The sequence below is a fragment of the Alteromonas sp. 38 genome (genome assembly GCF_902506055.1).
Classification (GTDB): domain Bacteria; phylum Pseudomonadota; class Gammaproteobacteria; order Enterobacterales; family Alteromonadaceae; genus Alteromonas; species Alteromonas lipotrueae.
Genome location: NZ_LR733300.1, coordinates 260,933 through 281,011, shown reverse-complemented (window position 1 = coordinate 281,011; position 20,079 = coordinate 260,933). Strand labels below are relative to the sequence as shown.

The 20,079-nt window shown below is 44.8% G+C and carries 15 protein-coding genes and 1 tRNA gene; 8 read left to right on the top strand and 8 right to left on the bottom strand.

The window, feature by feature from the left end:
• Window position 1: 1 nt before the first annotated feature.
• The 6 genes from FLAVO9R_RS01170 to mutY form a co-directional block, all read right to left on the bottom strand.
• Entirely contained in the window at window positions 2-529 is a 528-nt protein-coding gene (locus tag FLAVO9R_RS01170) for a sigma-70 family RNA polymerase sigma factor (RefSeq protein ID WP_159528071.1), read from the bottom strand.
• Window positions 519-2,015, bottom strand: coding sequence for a phosphoesterase (locus tag FLAVO9R_RS01165; protein WP_201299232.1), 1,497 nt, complete (start codon window positions 2,013-2,015; stop codon window positions 519-521). Before FLAVO9R_RS01165 ends, FLAVO9R_RS01170 begins: the two co-directional genes overlap by 11 nt.
• Before the next feature lie 73 nt (window positions 2,016-2,088).
• Window positions 2,089-4,770, bottom strand: coding sequence for a TonB-dependent receptor (locus tag FLAVO9R_RS01160; RefSeq protein ID WP_159528070.1), 2,682 nt, complete (start codon window positions 4,768-4,770; stop codon window positions 2,089-2,091).
• A gap of 365 nt (window positions 4,771-5,135) precedes the next feature.
• Window positions 5,136-5,211 (bottom strand) — tRNA-Phe (locus FLAVO9R_RS01155).
• 149 nt (window positions 5,212-5,360) lie between these two features.
• On the bottom strand, window positions 5,361-5,633 hold the full coding sequence (locus FLAVO9R_RS01150) for an oxidative damage protection protein (protein WP_013785835.1): 273 nt from the start codon (window positions 5,631-5,633) through the stop codon (window positions 5,361-5,363).
• A 26-nt stretch (window positions 5,634-5,659) separates the two neighbouring features.
• Entirely contained in the window at window positions 5,660-6,721 is a 1,062-nt protein-coding gene (mutY, locus tag FLAVO9R_RS01145) for an A/G-specific adenine glycosylase (protein WP_159528069.1), read from the bottom strand.
• A 111-nt stretch (window positions 6,722-6,832) separates the two neighbouring features.
• On the opposite strand from mutY, the gene FLAVO9R_RS01140 reads away from it, so the two are divergent.
• The 6 genes from FLAVO9R_RS01140 (at window position 6,833) to arcA (ending at window position 13,636) form a co-directional block, all read left to right on the top strand.
• On the top strand, window positions 6,833-7,537 hold the full coding sequence (locus tag FLAVO9R_RS01140) for an alpha/beta fold hydrolase (protein ID WP_159528068.1): 705 nt from the start codon (window positions 6,833-6,835) through the stop codon (window positions 7,535-7,537).
• 103 nt (window positions 7,538-7,640) lie between these two features.
• Window positions 7,641-8,360: a tRNA (guanosine(46)-N7)-methyltransferase TrmB gene (trmB, locus tag FLAVO9R_RS01135; RefSeq protein ID WP_159528067.1), complete on the top strand. Its 720-nt coding sequence runs from the start codon at window positions 7,641-7,643 to the stop codon at window positions 8,358-8,360.
• On the top strand, window positions 8,360-9,439 hold the full coding sequence (locus tag FLAVO9R_RS01130; protein ID WP_159528066.1) for a methyltransferase: 1,080 nt from the start codon (window positions 8,360-8,362) through the stop codon (window positions 9,437-9,439). The genes trmB and FLAVO9R_RS01130 overlap by 1 nt, the downstream gene beginning before the upstream one ends.
• 152 nt (window positions 9,440-9,591) lie before the next feature.
• Window positions 9,592-11,016, top strand: a complete 1,425-nt coding sequence (gene glgA / locus FLAVO9R_RS01125) for a glycogen synthase GlgA (protein ID WP_159528065.1) — start codon at window positions 9,592-9,594, stop codon at window positions 11,014-11,016.
• A gap of 101 nt (window positions 11,017-11,117) precedes the next feature.
• Complete coding sequence (locus FLAVO9R_RS01120) at window positions 11,118-12,773, top strand: HAMP domain-containing sensor histidine kinase (protein WP_159528064.1); 1,656 nt, start codon at window positions 11,118-11,120, stop codon at window positions 12,771-12,773.
• Between the two features lie 155 nt (window positions 12,774-12,928).
• Window positions 12,929-13,636 (top strand): two-component system response regulator ArcA, encoded by a 708-nt coding sequence (gene arcA, locus FLAVO9R_RS01115; protein WP_013785842.1) that lies wholly within the window; start codon window positions 12,929-12,931, stop codon window positions 13,634-13,636.
• A 155-nt stretch (window positions 13,637-13,791) separates the two neighbouring features.
• Here the strand turns inward: arcA and FLAVO9R_RS01110 are convergent, their stop codons facing one another.
• A complete protein-coding gene (locus FLAVO9R_RS01110; RefSeq protein WP_159528063.1) occupies window positions 13,792-16,932 on the bottom strand; it encodes a beta-galactosidase in 3,141 nt (1,046 codons plus the stop codon).
• A gap of 155 nt (window positions 16,933-17,087) precedes the next feature.
• Here FLAVO9R_RS01110 and FLAVO9R_RS01105 point away from each other — a divergent pair, with 155 nt between their 5' ends.
• Window positions 17,088-18,047, top strand: a complete 960-nt coding sequence (locus FLAVO9R_RS01105) for a helix-turn-helix transcriptional regulator (protein WP_232370552.1) — start codon at window positions 17,088-17,090, stop codon at window positions 18,045-18,047.
• Between the two features lie 67 nt (window positions 18,048-18,114).
• Here the strand turns inward: FLAVO9R_RS01105 and pmbA are convergent, their stop codons facing one another.
• On the bottom strand, window positions 18,115-19,446 hold the full coding sequence (gene pmbA, locus FLAVO9R_RS01100; RefSeq protein ID WP_129735835.1) for a metalloprotease PmbA: 1,332 nt from the start codon (window positions 19,444-19,446) through the stop codon (window positions 18,115-18,117).
• Window positions 19,447-19,518: 72 nt separating this feature from the next.
• Between pmbA and yjgA the strand changes: the two genes are divergently transcribed.
• On the top strand, window positions 19,519-20,064 hold the full coding sequence (gene yjgA, locus FLAVO9R_RS01095; RefSeq protein ID WP_013785846.1) for a ribosome biogenesis factor YjgA: 546 nt from the start codon (window positions 19,519-19,521) through the stop codon (window positions 20,062-20,064).
• Window positions 20,065-20,079: the final 15 nt, after the last annotated feature.

Here is a 20,079-nt window from a genome sequence, read left to right as displayed (position 1 = left end):
TCTACCTGCTTTTATCCAGATGCAGTTGAATATCTGCCATTGCACGCGAAATATGCTTTGTTACTGCTTCTGCCGAAATATTCAAGCTAGACGCTATGGCTTGACGGCTTTGGCCTTCAATACGGCGCATTTCAAAAACACGCCGGCGTTGGACTGGCATCGCATTAATCACTTGCGCAATGAGCTCGATTCGTTGTTGTGTTTCAAGGTGTAGCTCTGGATTTTGTCGGTAGCATTGTTGTTCATCAACATTGTCAGTGTCTAGAAGCTGGCGTTTCGAAAGCAGATTTCTCGCTACGCGAAACGCGTATGCGAGAGGGTTATCAATAACGGTTGCTTTAGATTGCTCTAAAACGCGAGCGATGGACTCTTGATAAAGATCTGCCGCCTCTTCACTGTTAACGGAATGCCTATGCAAGTATTGCTTGAGGACTTTTGAATTTATCAGCGTTTGAAGTGAAGAGCTGGGGGTTTCTTCTGGCATGTCTAACGACGATACTGCTGTATTAATATGATGGTCACTTATCATCGCACTCGCCTGTGACAAATTCATTGCAGTAACGAGAAGTGTGATGATTGGGGTGGTGTAGATATACGGGATTGCTGTAAAACCAGAGATCATCCCACGGATTTTCGCCTTTGGGATCAACCTCTGGCTCCAATTCTTCTTTTAAGTTGGTCCCGCGTACTCGTACGTAGGCATTGTTGTCAGGTGCGGGCAAAGAAAATTGCACAACATTATAGGCTCCCTGTCTTTCCCAATCTTGCTGAAAAAAACGGTGGATCACCTTCACAGGCGCTTTTTCTGTTTGGGGGTATTTGCCAACCACATCTCCATAGATTATATCTAATCGCTCAACCGCCGGATATTGACGATTGAAGTTAGCACCTTGCGGGTCGTGAAACGCGACAGTAACGGTTATAGGCGCCTTATTATTGACGTCTAAAGCTAACGTACCTCCGATGTTAACGCGCTTGGCTCCGTGTTCAACACTCACATACAGCTCGTCAATCAAATCACCGGTAACAATAAATACATTTCCTTCGCGCAGACCATCTAGTACGCTGTCGTAGTCTCGTGCCGCTCGTACATACGTTTTGGCGTATTCTCCTGGCCAAAAATCTGTACGTCCTTCGGTATAATGTGCATGGCTATCAGAAACAGCGGTGACCGTCCATTTTCTGCCTTCAGCCAGTAATTTATCCCAAACTCCTCCAACAATGGCCGACATTTGGTCAGTGCCGCCATGGGTTGGATAGCCAAAATACTCTGCGCGAGGCGCTCTCGGATTATTCGTGCCGTCTGGGTTTATTGATGCAGCTTGATGCCCGGGAATCGCGGTCATACCGGTGACCACGTCTGGCGCAATATCCTGCCACTCCCGCATTTTTTGCGGTGTAACCTTTTGGTACACATTCAAGTCAGTAGCCTTTCGCGCGGGGTGATTCACTGACAATAGCGGTTGTGGTGACATATTCTGCATAGCTTCTAACGCGGTAAGCATAGAAGCCTGCGTGTCTCTGGGAGATTCGTCAGGGTAAATTTCTCTGCGGTTGTACTGACTTTCCAACTCAAAAAGTTGGTCGGCTTCTTTCTCACTTTTTGGAATAATCAGCGTACTGTGTCGCGCGCCTGGGGTGTCGAACTCCATACCATAAAACTGCATAATTTCTGGAATGGCGGCTCTGGAGGCAACCAGTTCCGGGTACGCTGAATTTCGGTTTACTGCACTGTGATTTGGACCACCATGGTCGGTTGTTACCATCCAATCTAATTGATGAAATGCTGCCATTTTGGCGTTCAATGCAGTGAAATAATGGGCGTCACCAAATAAGAGCGGCGAAGGGGGTTGAGTCTTCCAGTTCCATCGTGCGCTATATTTACCGTGAATATGGTGGTCACCGGCTAGCCAGGTTTTTCCATCTTCAGGAACAAAAGCACGGCTTTCATTGTGTTGCTGGTTTACCGATACACACGCTGATAAGACAAGCAATCCGCTCGTAAACGTTATCATTAAAACTTTTTTCATTACTGTTTAAACGTCCATTGGAAAAAGCATACCAGGCAAGCCTGGTATGCTACTTAGTTTAAAATTGCATGGTTGCACCAAGCATATAAGTACGCCCACTGGTCGTGGTATTGTATGCACGATCGTGAGAATCGCTATATAACTCCTGACGCTCATCGGTGAGGTTAATGCCTTCAAAGCTCAGTTTAATAGTGTCGGTTAGTTGGTAGAATGAAGAGAAATCGATGAATGTTGTACCGTGATAACCTGATTCATCCTGATCGCCACTGGAAGACGCGCCAGTAAGGTATGCACTACGGTATGCCGCTGACACTCTAGCGCCCCAGCCTTCCTGCTCGTAGTACAGCGTAAAGTTATAACTATTTTTCGATAATCCCGTGAACGCTTTTTCTTGGTCATTACCCTCTTCGCCATAGATATTGCGATACAGAGCATCACCATCTGCATAGGTATAGTTTGCAATAACACCTAAATGATTAAATGGTGCAGGAAGGAAATCTAAATCGCGAGAGAAAGTTAACTCCACCCCTTTAATTTTCGATGCGTCCATATTCTCTGGACGCTGTAAATAAAAAATACTGTCGACGGTTTTATCTACAGGTAGCAACTCTGCCGGTAAGCCCAATGATGAATACACAACTTCACTGGTAGTATCGACAATGAAATTATCGATATCTTTATAAAAAATGGCAGCTGCGGCATAACCAACGTCATCGAAATACCACTCAAACGCGGTATCCAAATTGTTCGATTCAAAGGGTTCCAACATTGGATTTCCCATCGTCACGCTGGTAATCGCATCCCCCGATGTTTGCGAGACTGACGCGTTATAGCTTAGCGCCCCCAAGGACGGACGGGTTATATTTTTGCTTGCCGATGCACGCCATAACACGTTTTCTTGCAACTCATAAACGAGGTTGATAGTAGGCAAAACATCTGAGTACGAACGGGTGGTCTCTATGGCGGCACCCGATGATTTACCGGCCGCCGTAATATCTGTTTCAAAATATCGCAACCCAGCACTTACTAGCAGCGGCTTACCTGCAAACTCGTTCTCCCAGCCGTATTGCACGTACATCGCCAACGTTTCTTCTGTTACTGGCGATTTGTCATTTCGTGTAAGCTCACTGTCATCAATGTTATAGCCACTAAGCCCATAAAAGTTTAGCAATGCGTCTAAATCACCTTGAAGCCAGCTGGTGTTGGGATGTTCACTATACACTTCAACCAGAACATCATTTAGTGTGGTGACGCCGGTATTTTCAGGTGCAATATTTTGCGCATTGCTTTGGGTTAATTGGTAAGCAGAATTCTCGAATTTTTTATAGTTCACTCCAAATTGGAGTTCTCCTGTATCGCCCACGAGGTAGGTGAAATCGACTTTTGCTGTGTCAAAATCATTAGTAATGTAGTTTTCCTGCAGGTAGATATCTTTCATCTCGTAGCCATCGAGTTGCGTAGTATCGAAGTCAGACGAAGTGCTAATACCGTAGAAGCGATCTTGTCTGAAGTCTGTAGCGATATCCACGATGCCTTTGGCATGAATATTCGATTTTATAACTTCAGGCTGATCAAAGTCAGATGAACTTGTTCCAATAACGGCACTGGCATAGAACTCAGGGTTTATTGTCCAGTCCATACTAAGCGTATATTGGTTAAATTCCGACTCATTGTAACGACGAGAGTTCTCGTTACGCCACGTTGCATTCTCATACAAGGCGTAAACGACTTCTTTTTGCCCGTCGTTTTCTTCCCATATAAGATCAGATACAACCTTGTTGTCTTTCACTGCAGAGTGATGTTCATCGGTATTGTTTTCTAACTCTGCATGCATGATGTCTAACGTTAGTGAAAAAGAATCAGACAGTTTGTATTGGAATGCGGCAGTGACTCCTAAGCGATCTTGAGTATTGTTCCAGCGAGAAAAGCGATGACCACGAGGAAACCAAAGTTCACCTGAATCTAACTCAGCTTGCAGGTCGGTATCTGCTGGATCCGCAGCAGTTTTTCCACCTTCTCGGCGCCAGCGTGTAGTATTGGTTCCATACTCGGCAGTTTCACGTTCACTGTAAGCTACGGAAACCAAGGCGCCAAATTTGTTCCAGACATTCGAAATAAGCCCAGCCATACGAGGGTTAGTTTCTTCGCTATTCGTGTTGTAGCCGCCTCGTACCGACAACGCACTTTTGAACCCGTCATAATCGAATGGTTTTGCGGTAAATAGCCCGACCGTTCCGCCAATGCCGCCCTCTTCCTGATCGGCTGAGTAGGTTTTGCTAATGTCAATTCGATTGAACAACTCAGATGCGAAAACATTAAAGTCAAAGCCACGAGTGCGACTTACACCGCCGCGGGCATCCATGGGTGATGAAGACGTGCCCATGGCTTCCATACCGTTTACTTGAACACGTGTAAAATCGGGACCTAGGCCGCGTAATGAAATTTGGCGGCCTTCGCCACCTTCCCGGGTAATGGTAATCCCTGGTACTCGCTGCAGAGAGTCGGCCAAATTAAGGTCTGGAAAGTCTGCGATATCTTCTGCCAAGATTGTATCGCGGGAGATAATGGCATCTTTTTTCAAATCTTTCGCTCTAATTAGTGAGCTACGAAAAGAAGTGACTTCAATTACTTCAACGTTTTCATCGGCAACTGATGACTGCTGTGCTGTTACAGGCGTAACACCCGTTAATCCAGCCAACACACTCAATGAGAGTGTGGTTTTGGCAAATTGATTTTTCATGTGTGATCCTAGTTGTGCAAAGTTAGAGTGAGATGTTCCGGTGCGCACGGTTAACACATGTAATGAGTCAGTAGCTGAAAAAAGTAGACAGACTTTTTGATGAAACTTTTGTGACGAAACTAATAGGAAAGGCTTTTACACAAAAGTATGTGTATGCATTGTTATTGCAATAATAAATTTCGATAGCGGGATTGGTTATGTATAAGGAGACAGCTTTGTCTCGAAAATGGAGACGATTGAATAATGGTGCCTCGACCCGGGATTGTAACGCGCGGCGCAGCCGCAGGGGTACGTTAGCGTGTGCCGTTGACTTCGTAAGCCCTGGATCAAAAAAACCCTCGCATTTCTGCAAGGGCTTCTAATAATGGTGCCTCGACCCGGGATCGAACCAGGGACACGCGGATTTTCAATCCGCTGCTCTACCAACTGAGCTATCGAGGCAAAATCTTTTAGCGTTTGGGCGTTTACTGCCTGTCTCGCTGTGGGTGCGTATTAAACGGATTTCCGACTAACAAGTCAACCGTTTTTGTCGGTTTTTTTTCGGTTTTGTTACCGTTTGCACATTGTTTATGCAAAATACGCTTTTTTGATTACTTTTCAGGCGGAACATAGCCTTCAATGGTAGGCTCTACGCCGTCGAACAAGTAAGCCGACATACTTTGTTCTAAAAACTGTCTGGCGGTAGGTTCCATCATATTTAACTTATTTTCGTTAATTAGCATGGTTTGTTTCTTTTGCCAGTCGGCCCATGCTTCTTTTGAAATATTATCGTAAATACGTTTTCCTAGCTCACCAGGGTAAAGCTGAAAATCTAAGCCGTCGGCTTCTTTTTGTAAACGCTGGCAAAATACCACTCTACTCATTGTATGTCCTTAACCTATTCGATGCGCTAAAGCACATGCACTAATTGCTGAATGATTTTCTTTGTCGGGGCAGCTAAACCTACTTCAATAGGTTCGTTAAACATAAACCACTGGGCTTTTTGTTCTGCCACCTGCTTTCTGGGTACAGAGTTTACCACGGCAAACACCGGTGTTATATCCAAATGAAAATGGCTAAAGGTATGCCTAAAGGCTGTTTGGGTTTCAAATGAACTGGCTTCAATACCTCGCTTGGCAAGTTCAGCTTCAGCACTTTCTATATCTTGTGCTTCAATAAAACCATATAAACCGCCCCACAAGCCGCTAGAAGGCCGCTGTTCCAAATAAACCTGTCGTTGGAACAATGGCACTATAAGTAACGTACTTCGCTCTGGAATGGCTTTCTTGGGCTTTTTACCTGGGAATTCAGTTTGCGCCCCCTGGGCATACGCTAAGCAATCGTGCTGTAACGGGCATTCATCACACTTTGGCTTACTACGCGTACATACCATAGCACCCAAATCCATCATCACCTGAGTGTAGTTGGCACTGCGTTTTTCTGGCGTATTCTTTTCTGCCACTTCCCATAACGCATTTTCAACCGCTTTTTGGCCAGGCCAGCCACCAACAGCGTAGTAGCGAGCAAGCACACGCTTTACGTTGCCATCTAATATAGGGTGACGTTGATTGCGTGAAATAGATAATACCGCACCAGCGGTAGAGCGTCCGATTCCAGGCAATGCTATTACATCGTCTATGTTGTCAGGAAACGTACCACCGTGATCCTCTACAATTTGCTTAGCCGCTTTGTGTAAGTTTCTAGCGCGGGCGTAGTAGCCCAAACCTGTCCAATGATGCAGTACGTCATCTTGCGCTGCATTGGCTAGCTCCACCACGCTGGGGAAAGATTGCATAAACCGCTCAAAATACGGAATGACGGTGGTGACTTGCGTTTGCTGTAGCATAATCTCAGATACCCACACTTTGTAGGGGGTAATATCTTGTTGCCATGGCAGGTGCTTGCGGCCATGAATGTCGTACCAAGCAAGTACTCGCTCAGCAAAAGTGTTTGGGGTAACCGTATTTGTCATAAAAACTGCGCAGTGAATGACCGTTAGCTACATTTAATAGCCATTAGGTTTTATTGATAAATGGCCTGCTATGTTAGCATGTGAAGGTATAAATGTATTTTAGGAGTCTTTGTGACCACCAGCGCCCCTGTTCTATTTTTACCCGGAACCTTATGCGATGAACGTGTTTGGTTGCCCGTTTGGCAACGCATGAAAATTTCTCAACGTCGCTATGTACCCTTACAGTGGGCAGCCACCAAAGACGACATGCTAGCGCTCACTTCCGACCGTGTTATTCAAGATGAAAAAGTACATCTTGTGGGCTTCTCCATGGGTGGTTACATTTCCGCGCTATGGGCATCGCAGAATATGGAGCACGTGGCGTCTATTACGCTTATTGGATATGATGCCAAAGGCTTATCGAAAGAAGAGATTGCGAGGCGCAAACAGCTGGTTACTATGCTAAACAGTGGCGACTTCAAGCCAGAAAACCCTGCCTATTTTACGCGTTTTGTGCATCCAACTCATCAGGAAAGTCCTGATGTAATGGGCGTTGTACAATCTATGGCAGAAGATTTAGGCAAAAATACTTTGCTGGCTCATACGCAAGCCACATCGCCAAGGGAAGACTTTGTAAAAGCGTTGGCGAAATCGAAGGTGCCCGTCAATATTATTGCAGCAACTGACGATGAAGTTGTACCGCTTGCTTTGCTACAAGCTATGGCAGATAACATCGCCTCCGCGAACATATACAAGATTGAAAATGCAGGCCATATGATGCTTCTGGAACAACCCGAAAAGCTTGCTACACTGCTTAGCAATTGTATAGATGTTTAAAAAAACCGCATTTTATTGCGCTTTTATTAATTATAGCGTTGCATAACATGCCGCTAACTGGATAATGCGCCACCAGTAAATTGGGGCAAGAAAGGTATTGCAAATGAGGCAATTCAAAAGCCAGGCCGAGGCTGAAGCCGCTGGTGTTCACGTAAGTAAAGTTAAAAGCTTTGTAAAGCGCGAAGGCCGCTTAACAAAAGCGCAAACCCGTGCCATTGAAGAATTTTGGCCAACCATGGGTATCGACTACCAAAATGCCGAACTGGACTTATCAGTTCTATTTGGCAGAACCGCGCCTGTTGTGGTTGAAATTGGCTTTGGTATGGGTAAATCATTAGTTGAAATGGCCGCGGCTGCCCCTGAGAAAAATTTTATTGGCATTGAAGTGCATCGCCCAGGCGTTGGCGCTTGTTTAGCTGAAGCTGGCGAACAGGGCTTAACCAATTTGCGCGTGATGGATCACGATGCGGTTGAAGTGCTTAAGAATATGATCCCAGAGGGTGGATTATCTCGACTTCAATTGTTTTTCCCCGATCCTTGGCATAAAAAGCGCCATCATAAGCGACGTATTGTTCAGCCTGAGTTTGCTGCCCTTGTGCTAACCAAATTAGAAAAAGGTGGCTGTTTCCATATGGCTACCGACTGGGAACCTTACGCAGAACACATGGCCGAAGTAATGGATGCAACTTCAGGTTATGCAAATACTGCACAAGAAGGTACCTATGTGCCTCGCCCTGAATATCGACCTATCACTAAATTTGAAACCCGTGGTCAAAAGCTAGGCCACGGTGTTTGGGATCTTATTTACGAGCGAGCGCAGTAATGATTTTAACGCCTCAAAGCCAACTTTTAGAACGCAACATCAACATTTTTGAGCAAGGCGAATGGTTGTTTATCAATCCTTCTGATGCCTACTTCCTCGATGCACTTAAGCATAAAAATGTAACGGTAATGCACCAGTACTTCGACATATTTTCTGAATGTGTTCGAGTGATATCTTCATCCAGTTTTGATAGCCGAGATATCACGAAAGAGGGTTTTGAGGTGGTGCAAAAAGTGGGGCCGCACACCCATTACTTTACGCCTTTTATGCGCAATGAACACACCCATACTGACGTGCTAATTTTTCTGCCTAAATCAAAGTCGCATTTTCAAATGTTACTGCGCATGGCAGCAGGCATGGTGGGTCAAAATGGCCGCATACACGTTGTGGGCGAAAACAAAGGCGGTATAAAAAGCGCGGCTAAACTCATGCAACCTTACGGGGTTACGCATAAAGTGGACTCTGCCCGTCACTGCAGTTTAATTACCACCATTGTTGAACAGCCTCACTTAGCATTTGAACCAGAAGCTTGGCTTGAAACCGACACGTATGAAATTGGCAATACAAGCTGGCCTGTGTGCTCTTTACCTGGCGTATTTAGCCATGGCGAACTCGACAAGGGCACTAAACTACTACTAGAAAAACATACCTCGGGTATGAGCGGCAACGTATTAGACTTTGCTTGTGGTGCTGGGGTAATTGCTAGTTACTTAATGCTGACCTACCCTCACCTAAAAATGCAGCTGTCTGATATTAGCGCCCTTGCAATTTATGCCAGCGCGATGACATTAGCGGCCAATGGTCAATCAGCCACCTTGCATGCTGCGAATGGTTTGTATGGCATCGAGGGTAAAGTACAGCATATTGTCACCAACCCGCCGTTTCATACCGGACTTAAAACCGACTACACCATTACTAAGCGATTTATTGAAGATGCCCGTAAAATGCTAAGTCAAAATGGCACTTTGCAAATGGTTGCTAACCGTTTCCTGCCCTACCCGGGGCTATTATCTGAACACTTCCCACGCGTGTTAACCACTGCACAAACCACACAATTTTCGTTATATCAGGCTGCATAGTAATAGCACTTTTGCTAAAGCCTGTGCTAACGTAAATAAATTCCCCCTATATTCGATATATGGGGCTGAATATATGTCAGCCCTAATTCGCGCAACAGCTATAGAGCCCATTCAGAGGCCATAGGCGCGTTCATATAATACGAGGCGTTCGTGTGAAAATTGTATTCGCTATCTCTGAAGTAGAAGAACTGGTAAAGACAGGTGGCTTAGCAGATGTAGGCAAAGCACTTCCACTTGCATTGAAAGAGGCTGGAGAAGACGTAGCTATTGTTATGCCTTACTACAAGGTATTGGCAGACTCGTTAGACTTACCCACGGCATGTGAAACACAAACGTTGTTCACCGAATACAAAGTATATAATTTCGAAGTGCGAGTTATGGATTGGCACGGACTACCCGTATACTTTGTAGATTACCCGGAATACTTTATGCGTGAAGGCTTGTATTCCAACGCGTACGAAGCCTATGAAGATAATGGCGAGCGCTTTTGTTTCTTTAGCGGCGCAGTATTAGCTGCCCTTCAAGCTATCAATTATTCGCCAGATGTTATCCATTGCCACGATTGGCATACGGCCATGCTGCCCTACTTGACGGCTTTCGACAACACAGGCTTTTTCGATAAAACCCGTACCGTGTTCACTATTCACAATGCCGCGTTCCAAGGGGTAAACCTACTTGAAAAAGTGCCATTTCTTCGCCATCACCCCGGCATACTGGCACAGGTTCACGGCGGTTATATCAATATGCTGCAATCGGGTATCGAGTTTGCTACTAAGGTAACCACCGTTAGCCCCCATTATGCACAAGAGCTGTTAACCGACCTAGGCAGCCACGGCTTGCATGAGCGTTTGGTTAGACGCAAAACCGACCTTTCCGGCATATTAAACGGGTGTGACTATACACAATGGAACCCCGCTACAGATACGTTTTTGCCAGAACATTATGACGCAGACAACTTACTGCCTAAGCAAACGTGCAAGCACGCACTGCAAGAAAAGTCTGGCTTGCCGACGAATGTGAGCATTCCGCTTATTGGTATGGTGTGCCGCCTCACCGAGCAGAAAGGTTTTGGCTATATTCTGCCTATCCTTGATGAACTGGTTCAGCATAATGTGCAAATCGTTATCGTAGGCACCGGCGATCCTAAAATGTGTATGGATTTGGGTGAATTTGCGCAAAATAACCCTTCTCAGTTCGCCTTTATTAATGGGTTTAGCTCCGAGCACGCTCACCTTGTTGAAGCGGGCGCCGACTTTTTCTTAATGCCATCGCAGTTTGAGCCTTGTGGGCTAAATCAAATGTACAGTTTGGCCTACGGCACCATTCCTATTGTGCGAGCGGTAGGTGGTTTGAAAGACACTGTGGTGGACAACCGCCATAGCGAAGACGCTACCGGCTTTGTTTTTGAACAGCCACGCCCTGAAGCCTTGCTTGCTTGTATTCGTCGCGCTTTGCTGTTTTATTATGAACACCCAGTAAAGTTCAGAGAAATGCAGCAAAGGGGCATGAATACCCGCTTTACATGGGAACGAGCTGCAGATGAATACATTAAACTTTACGAATCTATGTTCGTTTAAGTAAGCGACCTCTATAGTCTTGTACGGCGTTTCTTTCTTTTTGTTAAAGAATGCGCCACTATTATTGAGCGTTCATTTAATTAGAAATTCTGATATTTAGCATGACAGATCGGGCTATAAAACTTTCTATACGAAGTTTATTTTTGTGGGTGGTCATGACCATCGCCGCAATTTCGCTGGTTAGCACCTCCGGTTTGTCTATCTACACCCAAATAAATGCCTATCGACACGAATTGGATAACCGCGCAAACCTGCTATCTAAGATGACTGCTAACGTGGTTGCCAACCCGCTTAAAAATTCTAGCCAGGCATTGGTGGAAGAATCTTTGCAATTCTTAGATTCTGCTGACAAAGTGTTAAACGTACATATTTATAAAAGCTTACCGGATGAGCCTAACACCTCAAGTGCCGTTGAACGTTTTGCCTCTTACAACAAAGGCGGACAACTACTTATTCCTGGAAAGCAAAAACAGCTAACCAACTTAGATCAAACCCCCCTGCTTACAGACGAAAATGATTACTTAGAAAGTAGTCGTAAAATTTTTGACCAAGAGACCAACGAAGTCTTGGGGTGGGTTTACCTTCGTATGTCTGCAGACGGGTTTGGCCAGCACATTATCAAAACGGTTCTGGTTAACCTTGGGGTTATGTTTTTCTTACTGATATTCAGCTTTTTGTTAGCACTGCGTTTTCAACGCCGTGCCACTGTTCCTATTGAAAAACTCTCTTTTTTCCTACAGCGCACCTCTAGACAGCGAGACTATTCGGCACGAGCAGAACCGTCCAATATTAAAGAAATAAACGTGCTGTCTGATGATGTGAATATTATGCTATCTCGCATACAAGAATACATGCACAAACAGCGTCAAGCCGAAGAGCAGCACAGAAAGCTGAATGCCAGCTTAGAAGAAATGGTAAGCCAACGCACTAATGCGTTGAAAGACGCTAACCAAGAATTAATTCAAACGCTTGAAAAGCTGCATGAGTTTCAACGCCAAATTGTACAAAATGAAAAAATGGCATCGTTGGGCGACATGGTTGCGGGGGTTGCCCACGAAGTTAATACCCCCATTGGCTTAGGCGTTACAGCTTCTACTATGATGCTCGACCGACTCGCGGTTATTGAAAGGGATTTTGAGAATAAAACGCTAAAGGCCAGTGCCATGAAACGCTTCATGGATGAAAGTCATGAAAATTTAAACATCATTTATCGCAATTTGAACCGCGCTGCTGAGCTAATTTCCAGTTTTAAACAGGTTGCAGTAGATCAATCGAGCGAAAGTAGCCGAACTTTTTGCTTTGCACAGCTAGTTAATGAGATACTACTGTCGTTACAGCCTCGCTTAAAAAAATTACAACACAACATCAACGTAGATTGCGACCCTACCTTATGCGTTGAAACGAAGGCTGGTCCTATTAATCAAATCATTATTAACCTTATTATGAATTCGGTTATCCATGGCTTTGAGAACATAGAAAAAGGCCAGATTGACATCTGTGCTGAATTAATTACAACAAACAAGCTAAAGTTAGTGTATCGGGATAACGGCATCGGGATCCCAACAGATATTCGTAAACGTATTTTCGACCCTTTCGTAACCACAAAACGTGGACAAGGGGGGTCTGGATTAGGCATGCACTTAGTGTACAATTTAGTCACTCAAGCGCTCAATGGCTCTATCTCAATTACCAGCGAAGTAGGTAGTGGTGTAGAATTTGTTATTGTTTTTCCTGTTTCCAGTGCGAAAACGTCATAATACCTGTATAACTATTGAACTTTGCTTGAAATTTGTTGGCTAACCCCAATACCTTGAATTTAGTAATATTCGATAGTAACTTGCATATAAGTAAACGAATATTAAAATTTAATCAGTAATTGCTTAAACCGATTTTATAAAGAGTGTAAAACACCATGCAGACGCCAAATGTGTTAATTGTTGAAGATGAAGTGGTCACACGTACCACGCTAAAGAGTTTATTCGAAGCAGAAGGGTACAATGTATTTGAAGCTGAAAATGGTGATCAAATGCATGACTTCTTTGAAAATCACGCAATTAATTTGGTTATTATGGATATTAACCTGCCAGGTAAAAATGGCCTAATTTTGGCACGTGAAGTACGTGACCGTAAAAATGTAGGTCTTATTTTCCTTACTGGCCGTGATAACGACGTTGATCGTATCTTAGGTCTGGAAATTGGCGCAGATGACTATCTAACCAAGCCTTTCAATCCTCGTGAACTAACTATTCGTGCGCGTAACTTATTATCTCGCACCACAAACTCTGCAGAAGACGATGATTTACCAAGCCGTGTAAACTTCAATGGCTGGATTTTGGATGGCGACAGCCGTTCTCTTATTTCACCAACAGGTAAAGAGTTCCGGTTACCACGCAGTGAATTCCGTGCACTACACTTATTCCTTAGCAACCCAGGTAAAATTCTTACCCGTGAACAGCTAATTATGGAAATGACAGGCCGTGAACTTCGCCCTAACGACCGCACAGTAGACGTAACTATTCGCCGTATTCGTAAGCATTTCGAATCAGATCCTTCTGACGAAGAATTGATTGTGACCATTCACGGTGAAGGTTACCGCTTCTGTGGCTCTGTCGACGGCTAATTAGCCCAAACAGAGATACCAATGGTAGTTACCGTTGTAAGTAATAGCCTGATTAAATACAAAAAAAGCCGCTCAATAGAGCGGCTTTTTTTTTACGTTCTAAATTTATAATGTAAGTTTTGAACGCACTTAAGCTTAGCTAGTTTGCGATGCTCTTATGAGCATGCAGTAAAAGATAAAAAATAACGATAGGCTTTTTTCTCTAACAAAAAGGCTTTGTGCGTACTTGGGCTCCACGAGTCATCGCCGCCTACCCCCATGTGAGCATGGTCGATGTACACGTAAGTACTGTCGGCAGTAGTTAAGTCGCAGGTGTGCTTAGCTGCATCAAGCTGCTTTTGCCCGTACGGGCTTACAGCAAAGTGAAAATCACCCGCTACTTTTATAGCGTTAAGGCTAAGCTCTCGACAGTCACTACGAAGCCCATTGTCGGTAGGAAATATATAAGGCGTATGCATACTCGCGATGCTTTCACTGTAACTACCAAACCTTGCTGCAGCTAATCGGTCGGGGTAGTTCTCAAATGGTCCTAATCCCTTCCACTGAATGTTGGCTTCAGCCTGACTTGAATAAGGCACTGCCCACTGCAAACCGATACGCGGCATAGGGGGCAATGCATCGGCTAATTTCACCTGAACATCTAATGCTAATGTGCCAGCTAAATTCACGCGGTAGCACCAACGAGTAGAGGCGACTAAAGCATTGTTGTGATGGTAGTTAAACAGTGCCGTCACACGCACATCGTGTGCACATTCAACAATATCGACACCAACACAGCTGCGCTGCCATTGCCCTATTCCAGCGCGGCGCCAGCGCGACTCCCATGCATTTGGATCGGGGTTATCCACTTCACTTACGCCAATGTCATTGTCTAATGGTGCCCTGAAAAAATTATCTTCTAGTGGCGCACTGAGCTGCTCTTCGCCATTGGCTAACCAGGAAGTAAGTAACCCAGTGTTAGCATCAAGCACGAAGTTATTACTTGCCGCGTGGATCTTCACCTTAGTTTCGCTACGCTCTACCGTTACTGTTTCTTTCGCTTTATTCTCGCCATTACTAGCACCACCAGTATTAGTACTGGCCGATGTTAAAGGAGATAAACCTGCGGTGTTAGCAATCTCGAACTGCTCTGTATCTAACACATGCCCAGCATTCGCCCAGTCACAGTCGTTTGCTAGCGCTACATCAATATTAAGGTGATATTGCGCATCGGGTACAAACTCAATATTTGGGGTTATCACAAGTGTTTGTGACGACTGGGGGCCAATACTTAATGTTTCAGTGCCGTTGGCAACGCATTCGCCGTTTTTAAGCAATTGCCACTGCAGAATTTCGTTATCGGTTGAACGAAATACATAGTCGCTGGTGATGGTTAACTGATAGCTGCTAGCTTGTTCGTTCTCTAGTGCTTTAAGCGTGAATGTCAAATGCTGTTGGCAGTACTTCGCTTCAAATAAAGCAGGGTGCGGTGTGCGATCAGGAAACAGCAAACCATTAATACAGAACTGACGGTCGTTGTCAGTATCACCAAAGTCACCACCGTAAGCCCAATAGGCCTCACCGCTGTCTGTATGCTTCACTAAGCCTTGATCGACCCAATCCCAAATGAAGCCCCCTTGCAAACGTGGATAGTCTTTAAATGCCTGCCAGTAGTCCGCAAAGCTTCCTAAACTGTTCCCCATGGCATGGGCGTACTCACACAAAATAACAGGGCGAGTTTCACCAGGTAGCGATAACCACTTTTTAATGGCCCATTTCGGCACGGCATCATCAAGTACATCGGTATCTACCCGGGCATACATGGGGGCGATAATATCGGTAGCGGTAGTATTCGCACCACCGCCTTCGTATTGCACAGGTCGTGATGGGTCAAACGCTTTAGACCAACCGTACATGGCATCTTGATTTGGCCCATGACCACATTCATTACCTAATGACCAAATAATAATAGATGCGTGGTTTTTATCTCGCTCTACCATTTGCGTATAACGAGCTAAATAAGCGCCGGCCCACAATGCATCTCTAGACAGTCGCCCCATGGGAAACATGCCGTGGGTTTCAATGTTCGCTTCATCTACCAAGTACAAACCATACTCATCACACAGTTCATACCAACGCGGATGATTAGGGTAATGGGCAGTGCGTACCGCATTGAAGTTGTTTTGCTTTAATAGCTTTATATCTTCAATCATGTCAGCTTCATTCACCGCATGACCTTTACTTTCATGATGCTCGTGTCTGTTTACGCCACGAATAAGAATAGGTTTACCGTTAACGCATAACTGGCCATCAAGCATATCGACCTGACGAAAACCTATGTTGTAGCCTTCGGCAACGACCACATCACCTGCGTCGTTAAACAAAGTGACGACTAGGCGATATAGATAGGGACTCTCTGCCGTCCATTTCTTAGGCTCAGTGACTGTTAACGATTGAAAAATCACATCATCCCAGCCGCCTTTCTCGTCTATGCGGCGGTTATTGGTGCTCGACACAGTTTGTGCGGTAACGGCGGTTTCACCATCAAATAACTGAATGCCCACCGTATAGCTTGCTGGGGCGTTAATCGCAGTGCGAACATCTAAGCGGCCATCCCGATAGCAAGCATCTAATTTTGGTGTGGCAAATACATCTTGAATATGATGCTGTGGTTTCGTTACCAGTACCACATCGCGGAAGATACCGCTTAACCACCACATGTCCTGATCTTCTAAATAGCTCCCGTCAGACCAGCGAATTACCATTACCGCTAAGCGATTTTCACCAACCTTTAAAAAAGGCGTTAAATTGAATTCGGCCGGTAAACGGCTATCTTGCGAATACCCCACATATTCACCATTACACCAAAGATGAAAGGCACTATTAACCCCTTCAAACACAATATGATTACGCAGTTGCACGGCCTCTTCATTTACCGTAAACGTGGTGCGGTAGCAGCCTGTGGGGTTATCGCTAGGCACGTCTGGCGGGGTTACCGGAAAAGGATATTTAACATTGCAGTAAATAGGCTTATCAACCCCCTGCAGTTGCCAGTTTGAAGGCACGATAATAGGCTGCCAGTTTGCAGCTTCAGACAATACCTCGCTCAGTAAGTCTTCTGTAACGGCCTCAGGTTGGGGATATAACCTAAAATCCCACTCGCCATTTAAACTTTGTTTTTGCGCATTAACGTTATGTTTAGCATCTTCTTGGGTTAAAAAACCGTTTAATGGACTATGTCCATTTACGCGATTTCTTTGAAATACGACAGGGTTCTGCCAATCATTTTGCGCAACAACTTGAGCAACATTTGCCATTACTGGCTCCTTTTACGGTAGGTTTTTTTAATAACAGGTGAAATATAGCGGAAACACGCGCAATCCTTTATGCTTGTTTCTCTCTTTAATTTATCCAAAACTCTCATTTTACAATTATGCAACCTACTAGCTTAGCTTCTTCTGGTTCCCAAAATATGCACGCGCAGAGAACCTTTCGCGATATTGTGAATATTGGGCCACACTGCCTTGAACGCTTTATAGATAGTACAAATGCGCCAGAAATTAAAGCGCTAGACATTGAGTTAGCGGGCTGCTCGAATTTATCAGGCACTTATCAAGTTGGCCGAGTTACCCCTCCTAACCACACTCTTTTTTATTCATTAAACGGCAGCGGTAAAATACTCACCCCGTCTGGCGAGTACGCACTACCAGCTTCAAGTGTGATTATTTTGCCAGCGCACCAAAGTTTTGAAGTGCAAATTGATCAATTTGATGAAACCAGCGCAACGCCGGATGCAACTGAAGTAACGAAAAGCGAAGCCAGTGAAGTACAAGATAAAATTAACGCTGGGAAAGCGCCGCGAGCCGATCAAGCGCCGCGAGCGGATCAAGAGCAGTGGGACATTATTTGGCTGAATTTATCCGATTGCCCTCGATGGCAGCATTTTTTTGATGTAGCACACCCCGTTCAGCACGACATTGAGTTGGCAGGGTTGCACCATGCGATGGAATTACTGTATTTAGAAACCAATAGCCAACATCGGCAAGCGGTTATTCCAATTATTCAGCAATATTTGCAGCATATTGCCACCCCGGTGAAAAGCACGCACCAAGTACGATTGTCGGCCCTGTTTGCTGCGGTAGAAAAACAATTGCAGTTCAATTGGGATATAGACGCCTTGGTAGACAAAGTGCACTACTCGGCCCCTCACCTACACAGGCTATGCCTTGCGCAGTTTGGTCGAAGCCCCATGCAGCATGTTATTTATCTGCGCATGGTAAGGGCTAAAAATTTACTGATAAGCACGCAATGGCCCATTGCTTATATTGCCAACTACGTGGGCTACAGCAATGTGTTTACGTTTTCGAAGCGGTTTAAAAAGTCACAAGGGATGCCGCCTAGCGAATTTCGCCAGCGGCAGTCTTTAAATTAAGTAAGTTCATTCAAGCTCGCTACATAAAACTATGTGAGATTGAACGACTTAAATCCAAACAGAGAAACTAGCTTCCTGCTATTTTCATCTGATTAATAAGGATAGAACCGGTATGCACACTACCGCGTAAATCTTTATCTTTACCAATTGCCACAATGCCAGCAAACATATCTTGTAAACAGCCTGCAATAGTCACTTCGTGAACAGGGTATTGAATAACACCATTTTCTACCCAGAACCCAGCTGCGCCGCGAGAATAATCGCCGGTAACCGTGTTCACGCCCTGCCCCATAAGCTCGGTAACGTATAAGCCAGTGCCCATTTCTTTTAGCAAGTCGCTGTCGCTATGACCTGTGTCGCCCACTAACCAGTTGTGAATGCCACCTGCGTGACCATTGGTTTGGGTGTTTAGCTTGCGAGCCGAATACGTGGTGTAAAGGTAGGTAGAAAGCTTTCCGCCATCAACTATTGTCATGTCTTTACAAGCAACGCCTTCGTTGTCGAAGCTAGAACTCGCTAAGCCCGACTTTATAAATGGGCGTTCTTCAATGTTTAACCATTCTGGAAAAATTTGTTTTCCTAAGCTATCTAACAAAAACGATGAACGACGATACAAACTACCCCCGCTGATAGCACCCACATAATGCCCAAATAAACTAGACGCTATGTCTTTGTGTAACAGAATAGGCACCTGAGCCGTATTAATCTTGCGGGCTCCTAAACGCTCTACAGTGGCTTTTGCCGCTTCTTGCCCAATAGATACTGCCGATTGCAACAAAGGCGCCTGTCGGTCGACTGTGTACGCATAATCACGCTGCATGTCGCCATCTTGCGATCCGATCACCATGCAGCTTAAGCTGTAACGGCTACTTGGATACCCTGCATTTATACCGTGGGTATTGCCGTAAACACGCATACCAAGGTTAGCGTTATACGATGCACCGTCTGAATTTGTAATGCGCGGGTCGTAACCTAATGCAGCAGATTCCGCTTCAATTGTGGTGGCAATGGCTTTTTCTGTATCAAGCTCTTGCGGGTGATATAAATCCAAATCGGGGAATTCTGTGGCCATAAGTTCAGCATCGGCAAGACCAGTACAAGGATCTTCACTGGTGTACTTAGCAATATCGACGGCTTTTTCCACGGCACGGGTAAGTGCTTCTTTGCTTAAGTCAGCCGTAGAGGCGCTGCCTTTTCGCTTACCTACGTAAACACTAATTCCCAAGCCGCCATCGTTGGTAAACTCTACGTTTTCAACTTCTTGCATACGTGAAGATACCGCAATACCTTCCACTTTTGACATGCTTGCTTCTGCTTGGGTTGCCCCATTTTTTAGGGCTAATTTCAGTACATCATCAACGACATTCTGAATTTCTGATAACTGTTGCTCAATTTGCATAGTAAGTTTCGCTGTCTAAATCCGACTGTGATAGTTACAATTTAGCTAAAGTGTAACACTTATGAGTTTGAAATGAGCGATCAGAAATCTAAATCACGACAACAATCTAAGTTAGAAAGCGCCGAGCCAGAAGAAGAGCTCATTAGTAAAAGCGAACTAAAGCGCCAATCTAAAGACTTACAAAAGCTGGGGCAAACCGTAGTAAACCTTACCCCTGCCCACTACGCCACCATTCCGCTTGATGAAGAATTGAAAGATGCGTTAGATATTGCCCGTGTCATCAATAAGAAAAAAGACGGTTACAGAAGGCAACTTCAGTTCATTGGTAAGCTACTTAGACAAAGGGATAATTCCCCTATTGAAGTCGCCTTGGCTAAAATAACCCATCAACATCAAGCAAATAACGCTGCATTTCATGAATTAGAACGTGCTCGTGAAGATGTAATCACCCGTGGTGACGACGCTATTCAAGGGCTTATTGAAGAATACCCTGAGCTAGATAGACAAAAATTAAGACAGTTCCACCGCCAAGTGAAAAAAGAACAAGAAAAGAATGCTCCCCCTAAAGCTTACAGGGAGTTATTCCAATATTTAAAAGACGTTACTCAAAAAGAGTAGCAACATAAGGAGAGG

What these genes read in the sequence shown, in the direction of transcription:
- FLAVO9R_RS01170 (WP_159528071.1), bottom strand. Translation starts at nt 529, where the DNA reads ATGATAAGTGACCATCATATTAATACAGCAGTATCGTCGTTAGACATG.
- FLAVO9R_RS01165 (WP_201299232.1), bottom strand. Translation starts at nt 2,015, where the DNA reads ATGATAACGTTTACGAGCGGATTGCTTGTCTTATCAGCGTGTGTATCG.
- FLAVO9R_RS01160 (WP_159528070.1), bottom strand. Translation starts at nt 4,770, where the DNA reads ATGAAAAATCAATTTGCCAAAACCACACTCTCATTGAGTGTGTTGGCT.
- FLAVO9R_RS01150 (WP_013785835.1), bottom strand. Translation starts at nt 5,633, where the DNA reads ATGAGTAGAGTGGTATTTTGCCAGCGTTTACAAAAAGAAGCCGACGGC.
- mutY (WP_159528069.1), bottom strand. Translation starts at nt 6,721, where the DNA reads ATGACAAATACGGTTACCCCAAACACTTTTGCTGAGCGAGTACTTGCT.
- trmB (WP_159528067.1), top strand. Translation starts at nt 7,641, where the DNA reads ATGAGGCAATTCAAAAGCCAGGCCGAGGCTGAAGCCGCTGGTGTTCAC.
- FLAVO9R_RS01130 (WP_159528066.1), top strand. Translation starts at nt 8,360, where the DNA reads ATGATTTTAACGCCTCAAAGCCAACTTTTAGAACGCAACATCAACATT.
- FLAVO9R_RS01120 (WP_159528064.1), top strand. Translation starts at nt 11,118, where the DNA reads ATGACAGATCGGGCTATAAAACTTTCTATACGAAGTTTATTTTTGTGG.
- arcA (WP_013785842.1), top strand. Translation starts at nt 12,929, where the DNA reads ATGCAGACGCCAAATGTGTTAATTGTTGAAGATGAAGTGGTCACACGT.
- FLAVO9R_RS01110 (WP_159528063.1), bottom strand. Translation starts at nt 16,932, where the DNA reads ATGGCAAATGTTGCTCAAGTTGTTGCGCAAAATGATTGGCAGAACCCT.
- FLAVO9R_RS01105 (WP_232370552.1), top strand. Translation starts at nt 17,088, where the DNA reads ATGCACGCGCAGAGAACCTTTCGCGATATTGTGAATATTGGGCCACAC.
- pmbA (WP_129735835.1), bottom strand. Translation starts at nt 19,446, where the DNA reads ATGCAAATTGAGCAACAGTTATCAGAAATTCAGAATGTCGTTGATGAT.
- yjgA (WP_013785846.1), top strand. Translation starts at nt 19,519, where the DNA reads ATGAGCGATCAGAAATCTAAATCACGACAACAATCTAAGTTAGAAAGC.